This window comes from Shewanella sp. SG44-6 (genome assembly GCF_014164185.1).
GTDB classification, from domain to species: Bacteria; Pseudomonadota; Gammaproteobacteria; order Enterobacterales; family Shewanellaceae; genus Shewanella; species Shewanella vesiculosa.
On the sequence record NZ_JACJER010000009.1, the window covers coordinates 19,861 to 38,382 of the forward strand.

At 41.8% G+C, this 18,522-nt stretch carries 16 protein-coding genes and 1 riboswitch; of the genes, 8 read left to right on the forward strand and 8 right to left on the reverse strand.

Annotated elements, in window-relative coordinates; genetic code table 11:
- The first annotated feature begins 69 nt into the window (after positions 1-69).
- The 5 genes from H5185_RS02955 (at position 70) to H5185_RS02975 (ending at position 5,423) form a co-directional block, all read left to right on the forward strand.
- Complete coding sequence (locus H5185_RS02955; protein ID WP_182741327.1) at positions 70-609, forward strand: PH domain-containing protein; 540 nt, start codon at positions 70-72, stop codon at positions 607-609.
- Between the two features lie 10 nt (positions 610-619).
- Complete coding sequence (locus H5185_RS02960; protein WP_182741328.1) at positions 620-1,885, forward strand: Nramp family divalent metal transporter; 1,266 nt, start codon at positions 620-622, stop codon at positions 1,883-1,885.
- A complete protein-coding gene (locus H5185_RS02965) occupies positions 1,882-2,946 on the forward strand; it encodes a serine hydrolase (protein ID WP_182741329.1) in 1,065 nt (354 codons plus the stop codon). Before H5185_RS02960 ends, H5185_RS02965 begins: the two co-directional genes overlap by 4 nt.
- 84 nt (positions 2,947-3,030) lie before the next feature.
- A complete protein-coding gene (locus H5185_RS02970) occupies positions 3,031-3,495 on the forward strand; it encodes a DUF1456 family protein (RefSeq protein WP_124015567.1) in 465 nt (154 codons plus the stop codon).
- A 239-nt stretch (positions 3,496-3,734) separates the two neighbouring features.
- Positions 3,735-5,423 (forward strand): NAD-dependent malic enzyme, encoded by a 1,689-nt coding sequence (locus H5185_RS02975; RefSeq protein ID WP_182697490.1) that lies wholly within the window; start codon positions 3,735-3,737, stop codon positions 5,421-5,423.
- A gap of 144 nt (positions 5,424-5,567) precedes the next feature.
- On the opposite strand, the gene H5185_RS02980 is transcribed toward H5185_RS02975, so the two are convergent.
- Both H5185_RS02980 and H5185_RS02985 read right to left on the reverse strand, forming a co-directional pair.
- The gene (locus H5185_RS02980; protein WP_124015565.1) at positions 5,568-6,002 is read right to left on the reverse strand and encodes a DUF3069 domain-containing protein; all 435 of its coding nucleotides are present in this window, start codon (positions 6,000-6,002) and stop codon (positions 5,568-5,570) included.
- A 10-nt stretch (positions 6,003-6,012) separates the two neighbouring features.
- Positions 6,013-6,549: a phosphatase PAP2 family protein gene (locus H5185_RS02985; protein WP_124015564.1), complete on the reverse strand. Its 537-nt coding sequence runs from the start codon at positions 6,547-6,549 to the stop codon at positions 6,013-6,015.
- A 234-nt stretch (positions 6,550-6,783) separates the two neighbouring features.
- On the opposite strand from H5185_RS02985, the gene H5185_RS02990 reads away from it, so the two are divergent.
- Together H5185_RS02990 and queG are read left to right on the forward strand one after the other, a co-directional pair.
- On the forward strand, positions 6,784-8,670 hold the full coding sequence (locus H5185_RS02990) for a diguanylate cyclase (RefSeq protein WP_182741330.1): 1,887 nt from the start codon (positions 6,784-6,786) through the stop codon (positions 8,668-8,670).
- A gap of 40 nt (positions 8,671-8,710) precedes the next feature.
- Complete coding sequence (gene queG / locus H5185_RS02995) at positions 8,711-9,940, forward strand: tRNA epoxyqueuosine(34) reductase QueG (RefSeq protein WP_165870056.1); 1,230 nt, start codon at positions 8,711-8,713, stop codon at positions 9,938-9,940.
- A 14-nt stretch (positions 9,941-9,954) separates the two neighbouring features.
- Here queG and H5185_RS03000 read toward each other — a convergent pair whose 3' ends face one another.
- Both H5185_RS03000 and metE read right to left on the reverse strand, forming a co-directional pair.
- Positions 9,955-10,167, reverse strand: coding sequence for a dodecin (locus H5185_RS03000; RefSeq protein WP_124015561.1), 213 nt, complete (start codon positions 10,165-10,167; stop codon positions 9,955-9,957).
- Between the two features lie 211 nt (positions 10,168-10,378).
- The gene (metE, locus tag H5185_RS03005; protein ID WP_182741331.1) at positions 10,379-12,670 is read right to left on the reverse strand and encodes a 5-methyltetrahydropteroyltriglutamate--homocysteine S-methyltransferase; all 2,292 of its coding nucleotides are present in this window, start codon (positions 12,668-12,670) and stop codon (positions 10,379-10,381) included.
- A 155-nt stretch (positions 12,671-12,825) separates the two neighbouring features.
- Between metE and H5185_RS03010 the strand changes: the two genes are divergently transcribed.
- The gene (locus tag H5185_RS03010) at positions 12,826-13,728 is read left to right on the forward strand and encodes a LysR family transcriptional regulator (protein ID WP_182697494.1); all 903 of its coding nucleotides are present in this window, start codon (positions 12,826-12,828) and stop codon (positions 13,726-13,728) included.
- Here H5185_RS03010 and H5185_RS03015 read toward each other — a convergent pair.
- The 4 genes from H5185_RS03015 to H5185_RS03030 form a co-directional block, all read right to left on the reverse strand.
- On the reverse strand, positions 13,711-14,460 hold the full coding sequence (locus H5185_RS03015; protein WP_182741332.1) for an HDOD domain-containing protein: 750 nt from the start codon (positions 14,458-14,460) through the stop codon (positions 13,711-13,713). The two genes, H5185_RS03010 and H5185_RS03015, sit on opposite strands and share 18 nt — an antisense overlap.
- Positions 14,461-14,602: 142 nt before the next feature.
- On the reverse strand, positions 14,603-16,582 hold the full coding sequence (locus H5185_RS03020) for a TonB-dependent receptor (RefSeq protein ID WP_182741333.1): 1,980 nt from the start codon (positions 16,580-16,582) through the stop codon (positions 14,603-14,605).
- A 139-nt stretch (positions 16,583-16,721) separates the two neighbouring features.
- Positions 16,722-16,940: riboswitch (cobalamin riboswitch) on the reverse strand.
- A gap of 374 nt (positions 16,941-17,314) precedes the next feature.
- Positions 17,315-17,980, reverse strand: coding sequence for a hypothetical protein (locus H5185_RS03025; protein ID WP_182697497.1), 666 nt, complete (start codon positions 17,978-17,980; stop codon positions 17,315-17,317).
- Between the two features lie 125 nt (positions 17,981-18,105).
- Positions 18,106-18,429, reverse strand: a complete 324-nt coding sequence (locus H5185_RS03030; protein ID WP_182697498.1) for a DUF3622 domain-containing protein — start codon at positions 18,427-18,429, stop codon at positions 18,106-18,108.
- Positions 18,430-18,522 lie beyond the last annotated feature (93 nt).

Here is an 18,522-nt window from a genome sequence, read left to right on the forward strand (position 1 = left end):
AACCAATCACTTAATCAAGAATAAATAGTTAAAAAAAGTGAATTTAAATCTATTTAACAAGGAGGTCATATGAGCGATAAAACACTAGTTAGTGCCCACTTCCACGCAAACCTAGGCCTGTATTGGTTGTTGTCTGGCAGCCTAGTATTTATCCTTAGCTTTATTGGTATTCCATTGTTATTACTATGGTTTCCATTGGGACTATTAGCGACTAGGCATTACATTAATAATATGAGTGCTGAACTAACCGAGCAGAAACTGATTGTGCGTAAAGGCTTATTCACACGGACTGAAAATACCGTTCCATTGGATAAAATCACCGACATGGCACTTATTCAAGGTCCTATTATGCGTATGTTTGACCTTCATAAACTGACCATAGAAACCGCGGGACAATCTTCTGCAGGCGCATTGATTAGCTTAACGGGGGTTGTAGATGTTACTCACTTTAGATCCCAGGTATTGGCACAAAAGTCAAAAATCATGGCACAAAAAGGTAACGCCCCTGCCAATGAAAATACCGATGTACTAATCCTCGACCACCTGCAACAAATGAATGCCACTTTATTGCGCATAGAACAGTCATTAAACGCTAAACCATCAAACTAGGTTTTTTATTATGCTTAAGCAACAAACTGCATCAGACTTACCGTGGATATCTCGCGCAAGCACACTTTTTAAAGCCACTGGACCTGGAATCTTAATGGCCGCCGCCGCGATTGGCGCTTCTCATTTAGTCGCCTCAACTCGAGCCGGTGCAGAATTTGGTTGGCAACTGGCATGGCTCATTTTATTAGTCAATATCGTTAAGTACCCTTTCTTCGCTGCTGGCGCTCGCTACACTGCAGCCACTGATGAAAGTTTATTGCATGGCTATCATAAGCAAGGCCGTGGATATTTGATGCTGTTTACCGGGCTCAATGTGATTGCTGCCATTGCCAGTACCGCTGGGGTATGCATGTTAACTGCGGCAATGTTAACTCAGTTTATTCCGCTATCAATTGACCTATTAGCGCTAATTGTATTGGCCAGCTCGTTAGCACTATTGATTTTAGGCCACTACAAACTGCTTGATAAAATGACCAAAATTATCATGCTAGCTCTTACACTCACCACCCTAGTCGCCGTAGCATTGGCCTTTAATCGTCATAGCGGATTCGGCACTCCAGTGATCAGCGAATCTCCCTGGCAATGGGCGTATGTCGGTTTTTTAGTGGCGATGATGGGTTGGATGCCCGCGCCAATAGAAGTCAGCACTTGGAACTCGTTATGGTTAATAGAAAAACGTAAAAACCAAACGGTGACCGCCAAGCAGGCTATTTTTGATTTTAATTTAGGCTATGTCACCACGGCTGTGTTGGCGATTGTATTTTTAGCGCTAGGCGCATTAGTCATGCACGGCAGTGGTGAGCGTTTTTCTGATTCAGGCGCCACATTTGCCTCACAATTGATCACCCTTTATAGCCAAGTTATGGGTAATCAAAGCCGTTACTTAATTGGCATTGTGGCGTTTTTATGTATTTTTAGCACCACAGTGACTGTGATAGATGGCTACAGCCGCACACTCGAGATGGGCTGGAAATTGTTGTCTAACACCACATCAACACGCAATTATTTAACCCCCATCATGCTCGGGATCAGTGCGCTTGGTTTATTACTTATTCTATTCTTTAAAGGGGCCTTATTACCGCTGCTAGAATTTGTAATGATCCTTGCTTTTATGACCACAGTTATTTTTGCTTGGCTTAACTTCCGGTTAATGACTAGTAACACCTTAGCGGAAAAGCATCGTTATGGTCGTGTTATGGTGGGGCTGTCGTGGATTGGTTTATGGTATTTAGTTGGCTTCGCTATCTTATTTGTTTATTGGTATCTCACAAAATGATCACATCACAATGGTGTAAATACTTAACTGGCTTACAAAAATTCACCCGTTTGTTACTGGCATTAACAGTAACCTCAGTGTCATTTCAACTCAGTGCATTTGCATTAACTGCAGCGGATGTGCAAACCATCATAGATAAGGATTCAAGACCGTTTAGCGGTAGCATTGTCATTAGCGACAATCATAACCGTTATGTTAATTACCAAGCAGGTACCGGCATAACACCAGACAGCATATTTATGCTTGGATCTATTTCTAAAACGATCACCGCCACGCTTGTATTACAGGCGGTGGATCAGAAAAAGTTAGCATTGGGCGATAACATCACAGATTACCTTGAGATCATCACCGAACACCCAATCACGATTAGTCAGCTGTTAAATCATACTTCAGGAATAACACCACCTAAATCAGCGAGTCTTAATGCCGGGTCTCAATTTATACCTGCCAGTCAGTTTAGTTACTCAAACTATGGCTATAAATTGCTTGGCGATATATTAACTCAGGTTTACCAACAACCTTATGGGCAATTGGTTAATCAATTTGCCGTAACCAATCAGCTTGATCTCCAAGCTAATACCGGTTCAATTGCGCAGCGTCAGGCTAAGCAAACACGCTTGGTTGATGGCTATACCGAGCAACAGCAGCAGCGGACACAATTAACTGATTTTACGGTAGACCCTGACTTCATTACATTTGGCGGCATGCAAGCCAGTAGTGCTGCTGTGGTTAAGTTTGTAAATGGTTTACATCAAGGCCAATTTTTATCTGCCACAAGCTATCACGCCATGACCCATGCAAGTACTATCAGGCAGCATCGTTGGGGAGAGGTAGGCTATGGCTATGGTTTGCAAATCAGCCAACAAGCAGGCTTAGTTGAATACAGTCATTCAGGCTATATTCCGGGATACATCAGCTTAATGCTCTATTATCCGCAATCGCAATTAACCGTTGTGATATTGGAAAACACCTCGTGGGATCTGGATAATATCGAGCGTGTTTTTGGTCTACACGACAAGATACGCCAAGCAGTAAGAAAACAATTAACCACATACGAATAATCTGACGGATCAATGATTTCTCGCTATAATAGTGTTTCGTCAATTGACCTAAACCATTTATGCGCCGCCGCGCCAGAGAGCCTTATGATTAACAACGATATTCTTCGCCGTATTCGCTTTGTGTTTGACTATTCAAATGCCAAAATGATTAACATTTTCAGCCAAGCCAATGTAGACATGTCTTCAGAGCAGATTATTGCGCTGTTGAAAAAAGAGGAAGAAGAAGGTTATCAAGCATGTAATGACACATTAATGTGCCAATTCTTAGATGGTTTGATCATTCAAAATCGTGGCTTAAAGCCTGGAGCAGAAGTGCCAGCGCCTTTGAAGCAATTGACCAACAATCTAATATTCAAAAAATTACGCGTTGCACTTGAAATGCGTGAAGAAGATATTATTGCCACGTTACTGTTAGCCGATTTTTCGATGACTAAATCTGAGTTAGGTGCGTTATTCCGTAACCCAGATCATAAAAACTATAAGCCATGTGGTGACCAAGTGTTAAGAAACTTCGTCAAAGGTTTATCAGTCAAACATCGCGGCAAGTAATATTCGCCTAGATATTGAGATAATGCTTTATGAATGCGTAGCTTAGGCTACGCATTTTTGTTTTTAGCGTTTACATATAAACAACCAAAAATGAGAGATGAATAAAAATACTTAAGAATAATGTGATTTGACTCACTTAACAGACCACAAAAAAGATCAGACGTGATAATCTATAATCGTAAGAAAACCAGCCCTATTCTAATAATGATCTAACTGGATCTAACACATTAAGGTTCCCCATGGACGATAACAAACGCCCCCTCTATCTTCCTTTTGCTGGCCCGGCCATTCTTGAATCACCACTGCTTAATAAAGGCAGCGCATTTAGTGAAGAAGAGCGGGTATTTTTTAATCTTGAAGGCCTCATTCCTTGGGTTATTGAAACCATTGATGAACAAGCTTCTCGTGCGTACGAACAATTTAAAAACTTCACCAATGATCTCGATAAACACATCTATTTACGCAATATTCAAGATACTAACGAAACCCTATTTTATCGTTTAGTACGTAATAACATTAGCGAAATGATGCCGATTATCTACACGCCCACGGTAGGATTAGCCTGTGAACGCTTTTCTAAAAACTATCGTCGTAACCGTGGCTTATTTATTTCATATCCGAATAAAGATCGCATTGATGATATTTTAAATAACTCAACTCGCCAAAAAGTGAAAGTCATTGTGGTTACTGATGGAGAACGTATTCTCGGTTTAGGTGACCAAGGTATTGGCGGTATGGGGATCCCAATTGGTAAGTTATCACTTTACACCAGCTGCGGCGGAATTAGTCCGGCCTATTGCTTGGCAGTCACATTAGATGTGGGTACCGATAATCCGCATTTAATCGAAGACCCTATGTACATGGGCTGGCGTCATCAACGTATTGGCGGCGAAGAATATACTGAATTTGTTGAAGCTTTCATGCAGGCTGTGAGCCGTCGTTGGCCAGATGCGTTAATTCAATTTGAAGATTTTGCGCAAAAAAATGCCATGCCATTGCTTGAGCGTTATAAAGATCAATACTGTAGTTTTAACGATGATATTCAAGGTACAGCAGCAGTTACTGTTGGGTCACTTCTTGCGGCATCTAAAGCGGCGAAGAGTAAGCTTAGCGAACAACGGATTACCTTCTTAGGTGCGGGCAGTGCGGGTTGCGGTATTGCTGAAGCGATTGTGGCACAAATGGTTTCAGAGGGCATTAGTGAACAACAAGCTCGTTCACAAGTCTTTATGGTTGATCGTTGGGGGTTATTACTTGATAACATGCCTAACTTATTACCATTCCAACAAAAGTTAGCTCAACCTTGCTCTACGATTGAAGCATGGGAAAATTACAGCGACAATATTTCGTTACTTGATGTTGTGAATAATGCTAAGCCTACAGTACTCATTGGGGTATCTGGTTCGCCAGGTTTATTCACTGAAGAAATCATTAGAGCAATGCACAAGCATTGTAAACGTCCAATTGTATTCCCATTATCGAATCCAACGAGCCGCGTTGAAGCGACTCCTAAAGATATTTTACATTGGACATCAGGCCAAGCATTAGTGGCAACAGGCAGTCCATTTGAACCTGTCGTTGTGAATGATGAGACCTTTGAGATAGCGCAATGTAATAATAGCTTTATCTTCCCAGGCATTGGCTTAGGAGTATTATCTTGCGGCGCGAAGCGTGTGTCTGACGAAATGCTCATGGCATCTAGCCGTGCATTAGCAGAGTGTTCACCTCTAGGTAAAGAGGGAACTGGGTCGCTATTGCCACGCTTGGAAGATATTCAATCTGTCAGTAAATATATTGCTTTTGCCGTTGCTAGAGCCGCCATTGATCAAGGTTTGGCACTGCCCTGCACTGATGAATTACTGCTGCAATCAATTGAAGCTAACTTCTGGGAACCTGAATACCGTCGTTACAAACGTACGTCATTCTAAATTATTGATAAGCTTGGTTAAGTTATCTTTAACCATAAAAAATCCCAACCTGAGTTGGGATTTTTTGTTTCTAGCAAACAATTAATTTATCTGCCCATAATCTTTGGTTATATATTTGGGAACGCCAAACTTAAGTGCACATAATTAGGCAGACATGACTAATTTAAAGCTATTCAATAATGGTCTGTCAGTACGCGCTTTTTTAAGCTTACGTATACACTCTCTCAATGATTGCTCGGCTAAACGGCCAAATACACCATCATATTCATTATTGTTCATTTCTTCTTCAGAGTCGGCACTATCAGCAATTTCTTGCGCAACACGGCTTAACTGCATCCACGCATTGGCAATGTAAAAGCCATGAAACTCCGCTTTAGTCATTAACTTTTGCGCACTCGCTGGCAAACCATTCCATGCATTGGCAAACGTATTGGCTTTGTCGTCAATAAGTTCGCTAAACAAACCTTCATAAGCCTCAAGCAAGGTTTCAGGTAACTTATCCATCGGCAACACTTTATTGGCTACGTTATACGAAATTTGTTTTGCGACTTCTTGATACTGCGGGTCAACTTTTGTCATGTTTTTCTCTCTAAAATCTGCCACTAATGTACACGCCGTAAGTGTCTGATGAGGCAATTGGAACAATACTAATCCCTTTATAAGGGTCGGTGAAATACCACCCCGCCACGATACCAATGGCAGCACCAGCCAATACATCTTCCACATGATGTTGATCACTGGCAACACGCGTATATGCTACATAAGAAGCTACCGCATATGATGGAATGCCATATTTCCAGCCGTAACGCTGGTTGATAAATGTCGCTGCAGCAAAGGTATCGGCACTGTGACCAGATGGAAATGAATCATTACCACTGCCATCTGGGCGATCTTTTTCTATACCGTATTTCAGTGCTTCAACTAACAATCGACTTGATACACCGGTTTTAACTAATTGCCAAGCACCTTGATAATCATCTTCGACAATTAAACTTCCTGCCAATGCAGTGGCCGGAAGTAATATGTGCAAAGCGTCACCCGATGTTTCCAGGCTTCCTTCAGCATGACAAGGCGATAATGCTATCAGCAAACTTAATCCGATAAATTGCACAATTCTCTGCAACATTTCTATCTCTGTTTATTTCCAAAGGCGTCTTTATACTCGTCTAGATAACTGAATGCAAATAGCCCTGAGTCGCCAGAAAAATACCCTTAACAGTGAATAAGATTAACATATTGATAAAAATAAGATTATTGAACAATAACGCAAGGCTATAATTTAATCACAAGACTTTTCAAGTCGAAGTCTGTTAGTCTTTGTCACATAGAATTAACAATAACAACTTGAGAAAATGCATCCTTGCCCACTTTAAAGCTAAGCAGCATTATTCATATCATTATGCTTGTCTGTGCCATAGGATTTAGCAGCATTGCTTATGCTAATCCAGTGAAGAATTTACGCGCCGATGAAATTTATACACTATTAGACAGTGGTAACTTTATATCCGATGAAGATAATCGTAAATTACTCAGCGAGTATAAAAGTATCTTGTCGGATGACGATATTATTCGCCAAGAACTCTATATACGTCTTAATTGCTGGAGTTTGCCGGCGAACACAACGGAAGAAATGCAAGCCGCGGTTAAATATGCCGATAAATACCTGCAAATATATCGTCAGCCAGCCCCCTCTTTAATCCAGATTGATCTGCAGTATTGTAAGGCTTGGTTTTTGTATGCGCAGGGAGAAAGTGACAGCTTATTTGCCGACCTAAATACAGCGATACTTAATGCTTATAAACTTGAAGACCCGCGCTTGATTGCGGATGGCCGAAGCACTAGAGGTGCAATCCTATCTTATTTAGGTAATTTTTCTGAAGCACTCGAAGATCTTATTACAGCGCAAAACTTATATGAGTCTCTTAATTTAACTTATTGGGCAAATGTTAATTTAGGTGAGCTGGCCAATAGTTATCGCCGTTTTGGCGATGCCCGGACCGCATTAACATATCAAATAAAACTCGAAAATAGTTATCTCAAAAATAAACAGATTTATGAAGCCAATCTCACCAATAATCAAATTGCGCTGTCATTAGAGAAGCTTGAACGTTATGAAGAAGCCATTGAACGCTTCCAAAAAACGCGCGATTTTTGGTTAACAGAAAATAACCCCATTGCTGCTGCGGATGCATCTATTAGTATTGCCGGTAACTTAATCAGCTTAAATAGACTTAAAGACGCTGAGGTGATTCTGCATGATGCTCAAAAGGTGATTACACCCAAAAATGATAACAGTTATAGCTACATGAATTTATTTATGGCCAAGGTGCATTACCAGCAAGAGCTTTATCAGCAAGCATTAATCGATATTGACCAGGCTGAAAAAGCATTTAATTTCAGTAATAATATCCGTGGCCTCAATCAAGTGTTGCAGCTAAAAAGCGAAATATATCAAGCCTCACAACAATGGCAACTGGCGTATGAAACCCTAAAATTGTTTGTCGAGTCACATCTATCATATGACAAAAAAGTACTTTCAGAGCGCAATGCGGAGATGCAAGCTCGATTTGATAACAACAAGATTCAAACTGAAAATACAATGCTTATTCAAAGGGATAAAGAAAAACAGCTGCAATTGGACATCATGAAGCGCAATGAAGACATGCAGATCATTATTATCAGCTTAGTCGCGATCATTTTAGTGATTGTATCTATCTTCGCCTACAAACAACTGCTCAGAAAACGACTGTTTAGGCGTTTAGCGCTCACCGATGAACTGACCAAAGTAGCCAATAGACGTGATTCACATTCTCAAGGTAATTACTTTTTAAAAATCGCTCAGCAATCATCCACGCCATTATCATTGATTTCATTTGACGCTGATAACTTTAAAGCCGTTAACGATACATTAGGCCACGATATGGGCGATAAAGTACTGGTAAAACTAGCGGCAATTAGTACAAGCATGATGCGTGACACTGATGTGATTGGTCGAGTTGGTGGTGAAGAGTTTTTGATTTTATTACCGAATATCGACAAAGCAAAAGCCATTGAGATTGCTAATCGCTTAGTCGAGACCATAGCAAAATATGATTGGTCACAAATCTCGCCTAATTTGCATCAAACAATCAGTGCCGGAGTCGCCAGTTACACCAATGAAACAGAGTTGTCGCCATTATTGCTAAAAGCCGACAAAGCGCTCTATTCTGCCAAAGCTGCCGGCCGAAATTGTGTAAAAGCCGAGTAAAACGCGTATAATTTCCATGTGTTTACTTAATGATAGTGTTATGACAACAACGACCCCAGTATTAACGCCTGATCCAATTACCGATCCTGAGATCAATTCAATCCCCGAGCCTTGTCCATTGACCGCGGCTCAGCTTGATGTGCTCAATAGACAGATCAAGCTTTGGGGTAAAGAACTTGGTTTTGCTCATATTGGTGTTGCTGATGTCGACTTAAGCCAACATGAGGCAGTATTACAAGATTGGTTAGATAAAGGTTACCACGGTGAGATGGCTTACATGGCTAATCATGGAATGATGCGGGCTAGACCCGCTGAATTACATCCAGGAACCATTAGAGTCATTTGTGCCCGGATGGATTATCTGCCGCCTGACGCTGGCTTTGCCAGTAATTTAACCGACCCCAATCTTGGTTATATTTCTCGCTATGCCGGTGGACGTGATTATCATAAATTAATCCGCCAACGGCTTAAAAAACTCGGTGATAAAATTCATCAATATTGCCAACAATTCGACTTTCACAACACAGATTTTAGACCGTTTGTTGACTCTGCACCGATTTTAGAACGTCCATTAGCCGATAAAGCGGGACTAGGCTGGACGGGCAAGCACTCACTCATTTTACACCCTGATGCCGGCAGTTGGTTTTTTCTCGGCGAGTTATTAATTAACTTACCTTTGCCGTTAGATATCCCAATCGAAGAAGGCTGCAACACTTGCGTAGCCTGCATAAAGTCATGCCCAACAGATGCGATTGTCGAACCCTATGTGGTCGATGCAAGGCGATGTATATCTTACTTAACCATTGAATTGCAGGGCGCTATTCCAGAAGAGTTTCGTCCACTCATCGGCAATCGTATTTATGGCTGTGATGATTGCCAACTCGTGTGCCCAGTTAATGCTAAAGCACCACTGACCCAAGAGACAGATTTTCATACTCGCAGTGCGCTTATTCAACCCGATTTACTGACTCTATTTGCGTGGTCTGAAAGCCAATTTTTAAGCCAAACAGAAGGCAGCGCGATTCGCCGAATTGGCCATAAACGTTGGTTACGTAATATCGCGATAGCATTAGGTAATGCTCCGGCTAATCCGGCCATTATTAGCGCATTAGAGCAACGTAAACACAGTGATGAAGTGGATGGCATGGTGCTTGAACATATTGAATGGGCATTAGTGCAACAAATACAAAAAGCGCCACAGTCGGCGCTTTCACGTAAAACTCAACGAGTGATCAGATCAATCCAAAAGGGTCTACCCAGAGATGCATAAACCACATGCGACAACTAAGCATTAGGGTCTAAGGTAAAACCCACTTTAACGGTGACTTGCCAGTGAGCCACTAAACCTTCTTCCAAGTGACCACGGGTTTCGATAACTTGAAACCAGCGCAAATGTAATAAACTTTTATTGGCTTCTGCAATCGCATTTTTGATCGCCTCATCTGAACTGATCGGTGATGAACCCACTAGCTCAATGACTTTATAAGTGTGACTCATAATCGCTCCTTTTGTTAACTGAAAGACGTATTTTGAGTGTAGTCAATAATGGCTCAGTTCACAGCAAATAGGCTCAATGAGTCCGCAGTGAATACCCCATCAGCCAGTATCGCAAGGTTGAGAAGTTAATCACAGAGTTCTGCAACAAAGCCGCAGCTCCAGCGATCAGCTGGTGGAGCACAATGACCCATTGTGATCAGCATCATGCTAATTAACATTGGCGTCGAAGCACTTTAGTCGCTTCAACCATATTGCGCAGCGCTGGCTCTACTTCATCCCAAGTACGGTTTTTTAAACCACAATCAGGGTTAACCCATAATTGTTTCACCGGCACTTTCTGCGAAGCTTTAGTAATAAGGTCAACCATTTCGGCTACCGTTGGAATATTGGGCGAGTGAATGTCATACACCCCAGGACCTATTTCGTTCGGGTAACAAAAATCTTCAAACGCATTCAATAATTCCATCCGTGAGCGCGATGTTTCAATGGTGATCACATCAGCATCCATAGCCGCTATGGCATTAATGGTGTCATTAAATTCGCTGTAACACATGTGAGTATGGATTTGAGTTGCATCGTCTACACCAGCCGCCGACAACTTAAAGGCATCTACTGCCCAAGTTAAATAATCTGCCCACTGGCTCTGTTTAATCGGTAAACCTTCACGAAATGCTGGCTCGTCAATTTGAATAATGCCAATGCCGGCTTTTTCTAAATCGATCACTTCATCGCGCACCGCTAACGCAAGTTGATTGGCAATATCTTGACGAGGGATATCTTCTCGAGCAAACGACCAATGCAAGATGGTCACTGGGCCTGTTAGCATGCCTTTGACAGGCTTGTCGGTTAAACTTTGCGCATAGGTAGCCCAATCAACCGTCATCGGCTTAGGACGTGATACATCACCATAAATTAGCGGTGGTTTTACACAACGAGAGCCATAACTTTGCACCCAACCAAATAGAGTAAAGCCAACACCATCGAGCTGTTCACCAAAATACTCCACCATGTCATTTCGTTCAGCTTCACCGTGCACTAATACGTCAATACCGAGTTTAAGTTGACGACAAATGGTGTCCTGAGTGACTTGCTCAAGCTGTAATCGGTAATCAGTGTCATTGATTTCGCCTTTACGCCAGCGTTTGCGTAAACCACGAATCGCAGGCGTTTGCGGAAATGAGCCTATGGTGGTTGTGGGAAGTAATGGCAGTGCTAGCTTCTGTTGCTGAGCAATAATACGCCGAGCAAAAGGGCTATGACGTTCAAAATCACTCGCAGTAAGCTGTAACACACGTTGAACAACCTCTTGATTAGTTGCAGCAGCTGTGGCTAAACGCCTTTGCTGGCAACGATCAATAATCACTTGGCTGCTTTGTGAATCTTGATCGTTAATTAACTGCTGAATGTCACTAAGTTCAAACAGTTTCTGTTTGGCAAATGCTAATTGTCCCCGTAACGGACTGATCAGTTGCGTCTCGACGTCAACATCAACCGGACAATGTAACAATGAACATGAAGGTGCAATCCACAAACGATCGCCCAACGTGGTCGCTAATTCTGCCAGCTGATCAGCAATAACATCAACATCGGCAGCCCACACGTTGCGACCATTAATCACTCCAACCGATAAAACTTGTTGGCTGCCGAGCGCTTTGATAAACGCCTCAACTTGTTGTGGTGCTGTGACTAAATCAAGATGCAAACCATCAACTGGTAATGCACTCACCAATGCTTGATGATGGCCAATAGAGCCATAATAACTGGCAAGTAATATCTTCAATGATGCCGGTTTTTGTTGCGCTAAAAATTGATAACTGTGGCGAATGGCTTGCTGCCACTCCTCGGTTAAGTCTGCGGCTAATACTGGCTCATCAAGTTGTACCCAACTCACACATTGGTCTGCAAAACGTTGCAAAATCTGCTGATAAACCGTCAGTAGCTGCGGTAATAACGATAGCTTGTTAAACTCAGTCAGGCTTTTCGATAAATACAAATACGTCACTGGGCCAAGCAATACCGGTTTTACTTGATGACCGAGTTGCTGCGCTTCACTGACGTCATCAAACAACTGTTCAAAGGCAATCTCGAAGCTTTGATCAGCGCTTAATTCAGGCACTTGATAATGATAGTTAGTGTTAAAAAACTTGGTCATTTCTGCCGCACAAGCATGTTGGCCAGTTTGCGATCGGCCACGGGCAACACGAAATAAGGTGTCTATATCGATAGGCGCTTGGCTGCCATCGGCTTGAGTAGCTCGGTGGCGATCTGGGATCACATTTAAGGTGGCACTTAGGGTTAATACTTGGTCGTAATAAGCAAAGTCGCCTACTGGAACTAACTCAACGCCGGCATCTGCTTGCCACTGCCAATGCGTTTTTTTTAATTCACTGGCGACCTGTTTCAGTTCAAATAATGAGATTTCTGCGCGCCAATAACGCTCAAGTGCAAACTTCAATTCACGCTGACGTCCAATGCGGGGAAATCCTAAACTTGAAATTTTCATGCTGCTTTCCTTTTCGTTGAAGCAAAATTTATAGCCATTTATGCAGAAAAACCCGCATAGGCGTCTGGACGTCTAGACGTTTATTGTGCTACTCTGCTGTCAAGCAATCGAATTGATTTCATCGGCTAGTTGAGCAAGATTCATGTGGAGAGAAAATGATAGAGCTTAGACACCTTCGCACCTTGATGGCGTTAAAGGAAAGTGGCAGTTTAGCGGGTGCAGCTAAAAAACGATTTGTAACCCAGTCGGCGCTTTCTCATCAAATAAAAGAGTTAGAAACACGGATTAACTCAACTATTTTTGTTCGTAAAAGTAAACCGTTAACGTTTACTCACGAAGGTTCACGTCTGCTGAATTTAGCGGAAGAAATCTTACCGAAAGTGATTGCAACCGAATCTGATCTTAAGCGCGGTTTAGAGGGTGAAAGCCAACAACTTAAGCTCGGCATTGAATGCCACAGTTGTTTTCGTTGGTTAATGCCGGTTATTGAACAATTTAAACAATATGCGCCAGCAGCTCAAATTGATATTTCAAGTCGTCATTTATTTGATTCACTCAATGCGTTGGAAACGGGGAGTTTAGACATAGTGCTCACCTCTGACCCAGTGCCTGGACATAGCGTAGCTTATCAACATCTATTTGATTTTGAAGTAAAGTTAGTCGTTGCCAGTGATCACGCATTGGCGACGCAAGCCTTTGTAACCCCAGCTCAATTGGCAAAGCAAACTTTGATCAGTTACCCAGTGCCTCTAGCGCGTTTAGACATATACAAACACTTTTTAGAGCCCGCTGGTATTGAACCTGGTGAGCAAAAACAATGCGACTTAACCTCAATGTTATTGCAGCGAGTTGCCTGTAATGATGGCGTAGCCACCCTACCAACTTGGTCTATTCGAGAAAGTCAGGGGCTGAGTCTTACGGCGGTAAAATTAGGCGCAGAAGGACTAAAACGTCCATTGTTTGGCGCGTATCGCCGCGATGCCACCAATGCAAATTTAATTCAACAGTGGCTCGAGCTGGTAGCAAGTGAAGGTATAAATTTACAGCGGGTTGATTAATAAACCTCTTTTAGATAACACGCGTCGAAGCACAAGTCCTGGAGAATCAGGGTTTTGTGTTTGGCGTAAGTTATGGGCAATTAAAAATTCTTCGCGTAAATCGTCATCCAATCCTAATGCATCAAATGCATCAAATGCATCAAGGGATAATTGTTGTTGCTGGTTATCAATCAGTGATTTTAATACTTTTAGTGACACGGGGCGAGACAGCTCTGCATTTAAATAGGCAAAAGCCGTTAATACAATCACCTGACCAAAAACACTAAATAATGCTAAGGTTTGCATTTCATCCGCATCAATTTTGATGTTATCACCGGTTTCAATCTGCTCACGTAACTGTTCTAAACAATCATCTGCAATCGTTTCATTTAAGGCCCAATAACCTTGAACTAATTTTTTGTAAGGTTCAGAAAGTTCATCAAGGCGTTCTTTAAGATAAAATGAAAATGCATATCGATAGATATTCACTTGGCCTAAACGAATTAAGCAATCTTTAACACTGCGACTTTTAGTCGATATCATTCCAGCTGAATGGGCGCTATTAATGCGCAATAACAAGTGTGCAGCCAATGCCGGATCAGCAGAGACTATATCGATTACGATTCTAATATCAGCTTCGTTAATCAGGGCTTTTTTTAATGGAATTAATATGCCACGACGACCAATGACTTGCTCTTCATTGCTAATAATAGCTTTAACTTGAGTAAAAACTTGTTGCTCAAGACTCGTCATATCTATCGATTACCTTTTTTAAAATTAACACACTGTTAATCAATTTAACGGTATATTAAAACGAAAGCCAGCGATAGTTCACTGGCTTTCATAAGTAATAATTTACTGGCTGTTGTGACTAAGACTTGATCAACTAAATTATCTAGAAACGATAACCCGCTGTAAGTCTAATTGAACGACCAGTACCTGAATAATAGCCACTGCCATAAGCAGAGTAATACCCTGTGCCGACATAGTCTTCATCAAGTAAATTATCAACACGTAAACTGGCATTCCACCCTACATAGCTGTAATTCAACGCAAGGTTGGTTAATACATAACTGTCTAACTTATCGCCAGTATTGCTGTTGTCGCCTTCCATGTAACGCTCGCCAGTGTAAACACCTTCAACAAACGCTTGCCAATGAGCAGATATGTCGTAACTCATATAAGCTTTACCAGAGTGCTTGGCCACCCAAGATAATGCTTTACCGTCGTTCTCGCCTTGAGTGAATTCTGCATCAATATAGTCGTACGACGCACCTAATAACCAATTCGTTGAAAGCTGCACATCATAAGCCGTGCTTATACCAAAACGACGTGATTTATCAGCGTTAACGTTAGCACCGCCACCATAAGGCCCATCAGTTCGACCACCTTCGTAAACAATCTCATCTTCTAATTCAAGTTGATAAGCATTGATCTTCAATGTTTGAGTGGCAGTGGTATAATCCCAACCCGCTTCATAAGAGCGACCCGTTTGTGGATCTAACCCTTGAGTTGTCAGCGGTGTATAAGCTTGTTCATCGACTTTGGCAAAGCGGAAGTTATCATTAGCACGAACATAAAAACGATGTTCGCTGCTCGGACGATAATTAACACCAAACTCAAGTGCATGGGCGTCATTATCAATTTCAATACGGTTAGGATAAAGTAACTGATCATACAAATCGTCAGTCACTTCCGAGTAACGGCCACCTACTACATAAGATAATGTCTTGGTAATAGGCACTGATGCTTGAACATAAGCACTACGTTGAGTCTGTTTATTATTGCGTTGAATAGAAGCCGTATCAAAATCTGCTTCACCTGTACTCACATCAATGCCGGTGACCAAATTCAAGTCGCCATGATCTAAGTGATAATTGGCGGTCGCTTTAGGCGAAAAGCTTAATAAGTCACGCTCAATTCGCCCTTCACTGCCATATAACAGACTGGTGATTAACGTGTCAGAATAGGTTAAATCGGCACTCAATGCCCAAATATTATTTAACTGGTACTGATAGCCACTGCGTAATGCGGTGGTCATTTCATGAGTGAATTCACCCTCAGAAAAAGGAGCCACTTGACGAGGATTGGCTTCATATTGCGCTAAGGTCAGTGCGCCTGGTACTTGACGATCATTATCAAAATAATTAACTTCGACAAAAAAGTCTTCTACGTCAGTTTGATACTGAATGCGACCTAAAATAGAACTGGTGTCATTGTCGTTATTGTCGCGGTAATTATCACTTTTGTTATAACTCGCCGCTAAAAAGTAACGCCATGCATCATTGATAGCACCCGAAATATCACCTTTAGCTTCATAAGTGTCAAAACTGCCACCACTGACTTGTATGCCACCACTGGTTTCTGTTGGTGCTTTAGTAATAATATTGATAACGCCGCCAACAGCTTGATCGCCATATAACACACCAGCACTACCAGATAGAATCTCAACTCGCTCAATTAAGTTAATTGGAATAGATTCAATACTCGGTGCTGCAATATCAATGTTATTCAGTCTGCGTCCATCGACTAAAATCAGGGTGTTATTCGCCGCTTGCGAAGCTGAAAATCCGCGCATAGAAAATACTGTTCCCGAATTATTATCCGACACCTGAATACCAGATTGTCCACGTAATAAATCGGTTAAGTTAGTCGCGCCGCTCATTTGAATGTCAGCAGCATCAATCACATTGACGTTGGCAGCAATATTTAATGGCTTAGCAGCATTACGACCAATAACCACTAGGGTTTCATCCATGCTGATTGCTGAAGATGAAGAAGATGTAGCCGCTGAGTCTGCTGCCATAGCATTCACACTGACTACACTGAAGAATGCACTTAATAGCAATGCAATTTTTGTTGGTTTAGTACCCATTTACCTTTAACTCCTGAAAGGAAAAATGGGGCAAAAGTGCCGCAATATAGATGACGACTGTTGGCAAATCTACAGATCAATTCTTAGGGTATGCCAACGAGCGGTATTATATTACATTTCGAGATCTGCCCACCGAAATCATCGAAATCACCTTTAAGGCCGGTCTCCGGACTAAGGCTGTGGTGCTAAGGCCTCAATGGCATAGCACGCGCGAGTCTAGATGATTAACGCAATCGAGTTGCGCACCTGACTCTCACCAATCACCGTTGCGGGGGCAGTACCAGACTTGCACTGGTTTCCCGATTATCCTGCTGTGGGATATTGACCCACGGCAAGCACCATAAAGATTGACTCACTCACCTCAACGCTGATTTAGCCTTTAGGTGAGCGATTAAAATAACATGAGGCTCAGCTCAACATTAAAAAATATGTCTTTGGTTATGACAAGCTTGTATTAAGTCACTGCGTGCTAAACGTAACCGTTTGCGCAGCAAAATAATAACGCGGCGATTATAACGGATCCTAAGGTGTACTTCATACTTACAAAAGGTAATCTCACAGATAATTCAACTTAATGATAAATAAACTCATAGATTGCTATGGTCTTAAAGGCTAAGCGAACTGTTGAGCACACATTTACATTCGTAAACATCAAGATGTAAAGTTGAAACTTGGATACAAATAAGTGTAAATGAGATCTTCGGGTTAATGTTCAACACCGAGAAAAAATGATTAGGGCTGGGTCATAAACTGACGATAATTATCGATAGTGATAGGTGCAGTATCAGGAGTAAATATGTCGGTACGAATAGATTTATGAATAAGGTAGACATCATCGTCGTCACTTATTACCGTAAAATAGCCCATTTCACCTTGTAAAGGGGATATAAAAGACGTTTCAATCACAGCTGAAGCGCTATGAATATTAGGCATACTGGTACAACCTAATAAACCATGCACAGCCTCGAGGCCATCCACCTTAGAACTGCCGAGCTGTTGATAAATAACCTGCCCTTGGCAATGTTGTCGATAAGTGTCAGCCATTGAATTTAAAAATTGTTCTGGTTCAACGTCATCGGCTAAGCCCTTAAAGCCTTGCATACAGACTAAACGAGACCAATTATTTAACGACTCATCACTAGGAACAAACTCAGCCATGGTCATATCACCACGTTTTTCATTAAAGGCAAGCTTCCAATCCAATGGTGGTAAAAAACCAAACTTCGCAGACAGCTTTGTCAGTTGCTGAACATCATCAGACATCACAGCAGTAGCTGATGAATGACCAACTTCACCAAATGTCATGGGGATTTGAGAGGTAGCAGATGCACTACTCGGGAACAGGAACAATATCCCTATGCACCCCGAGCAGCCAATAATTGCAGCAATCTTGTTCATCCAAATGAATCCTTATTTGGTCAAGATAAAGATAAGTTGATCGAAACCATTCTAATTGAGCATATCCTATCCTGAACATACAAAAATTGAAACTTATCTATAACATTTACATCTTGGATAACATATTAATTAAACGTTTCGTCATCTTCAGCATCATCTTCAGCGTCGAAAAGTTCTTCTTCGTCGATAGCTGATTCAGCAGCAATGGCCGCGGCTACGCTTTTAGCTTTAAGGTGTTTCTCAGTTTTACGCTTGTTACGATCAGCTTGCTTAGCTAAAAAACCTTGCAGTGATTGCTCGCCCCATGCAATGGCTTCAGCTTCTGTGGCAAAACCATCTTGGCTTTTTGATACTATGGTTTTAGTCGCTGTCATACGACGAGTAATTTCAGTTTTCCACGTGTTTTCAATTTGAATAACACGTAAAGCATACTTTTTGCTATCGCTCATAATCTATTCTTTCCTAACTTAAGGTATCACAGGCTTAAACCCATGAAATTTCAGCCGCGCAGTGTACTCGAAACGCACGAGTTTGGGCAGCTA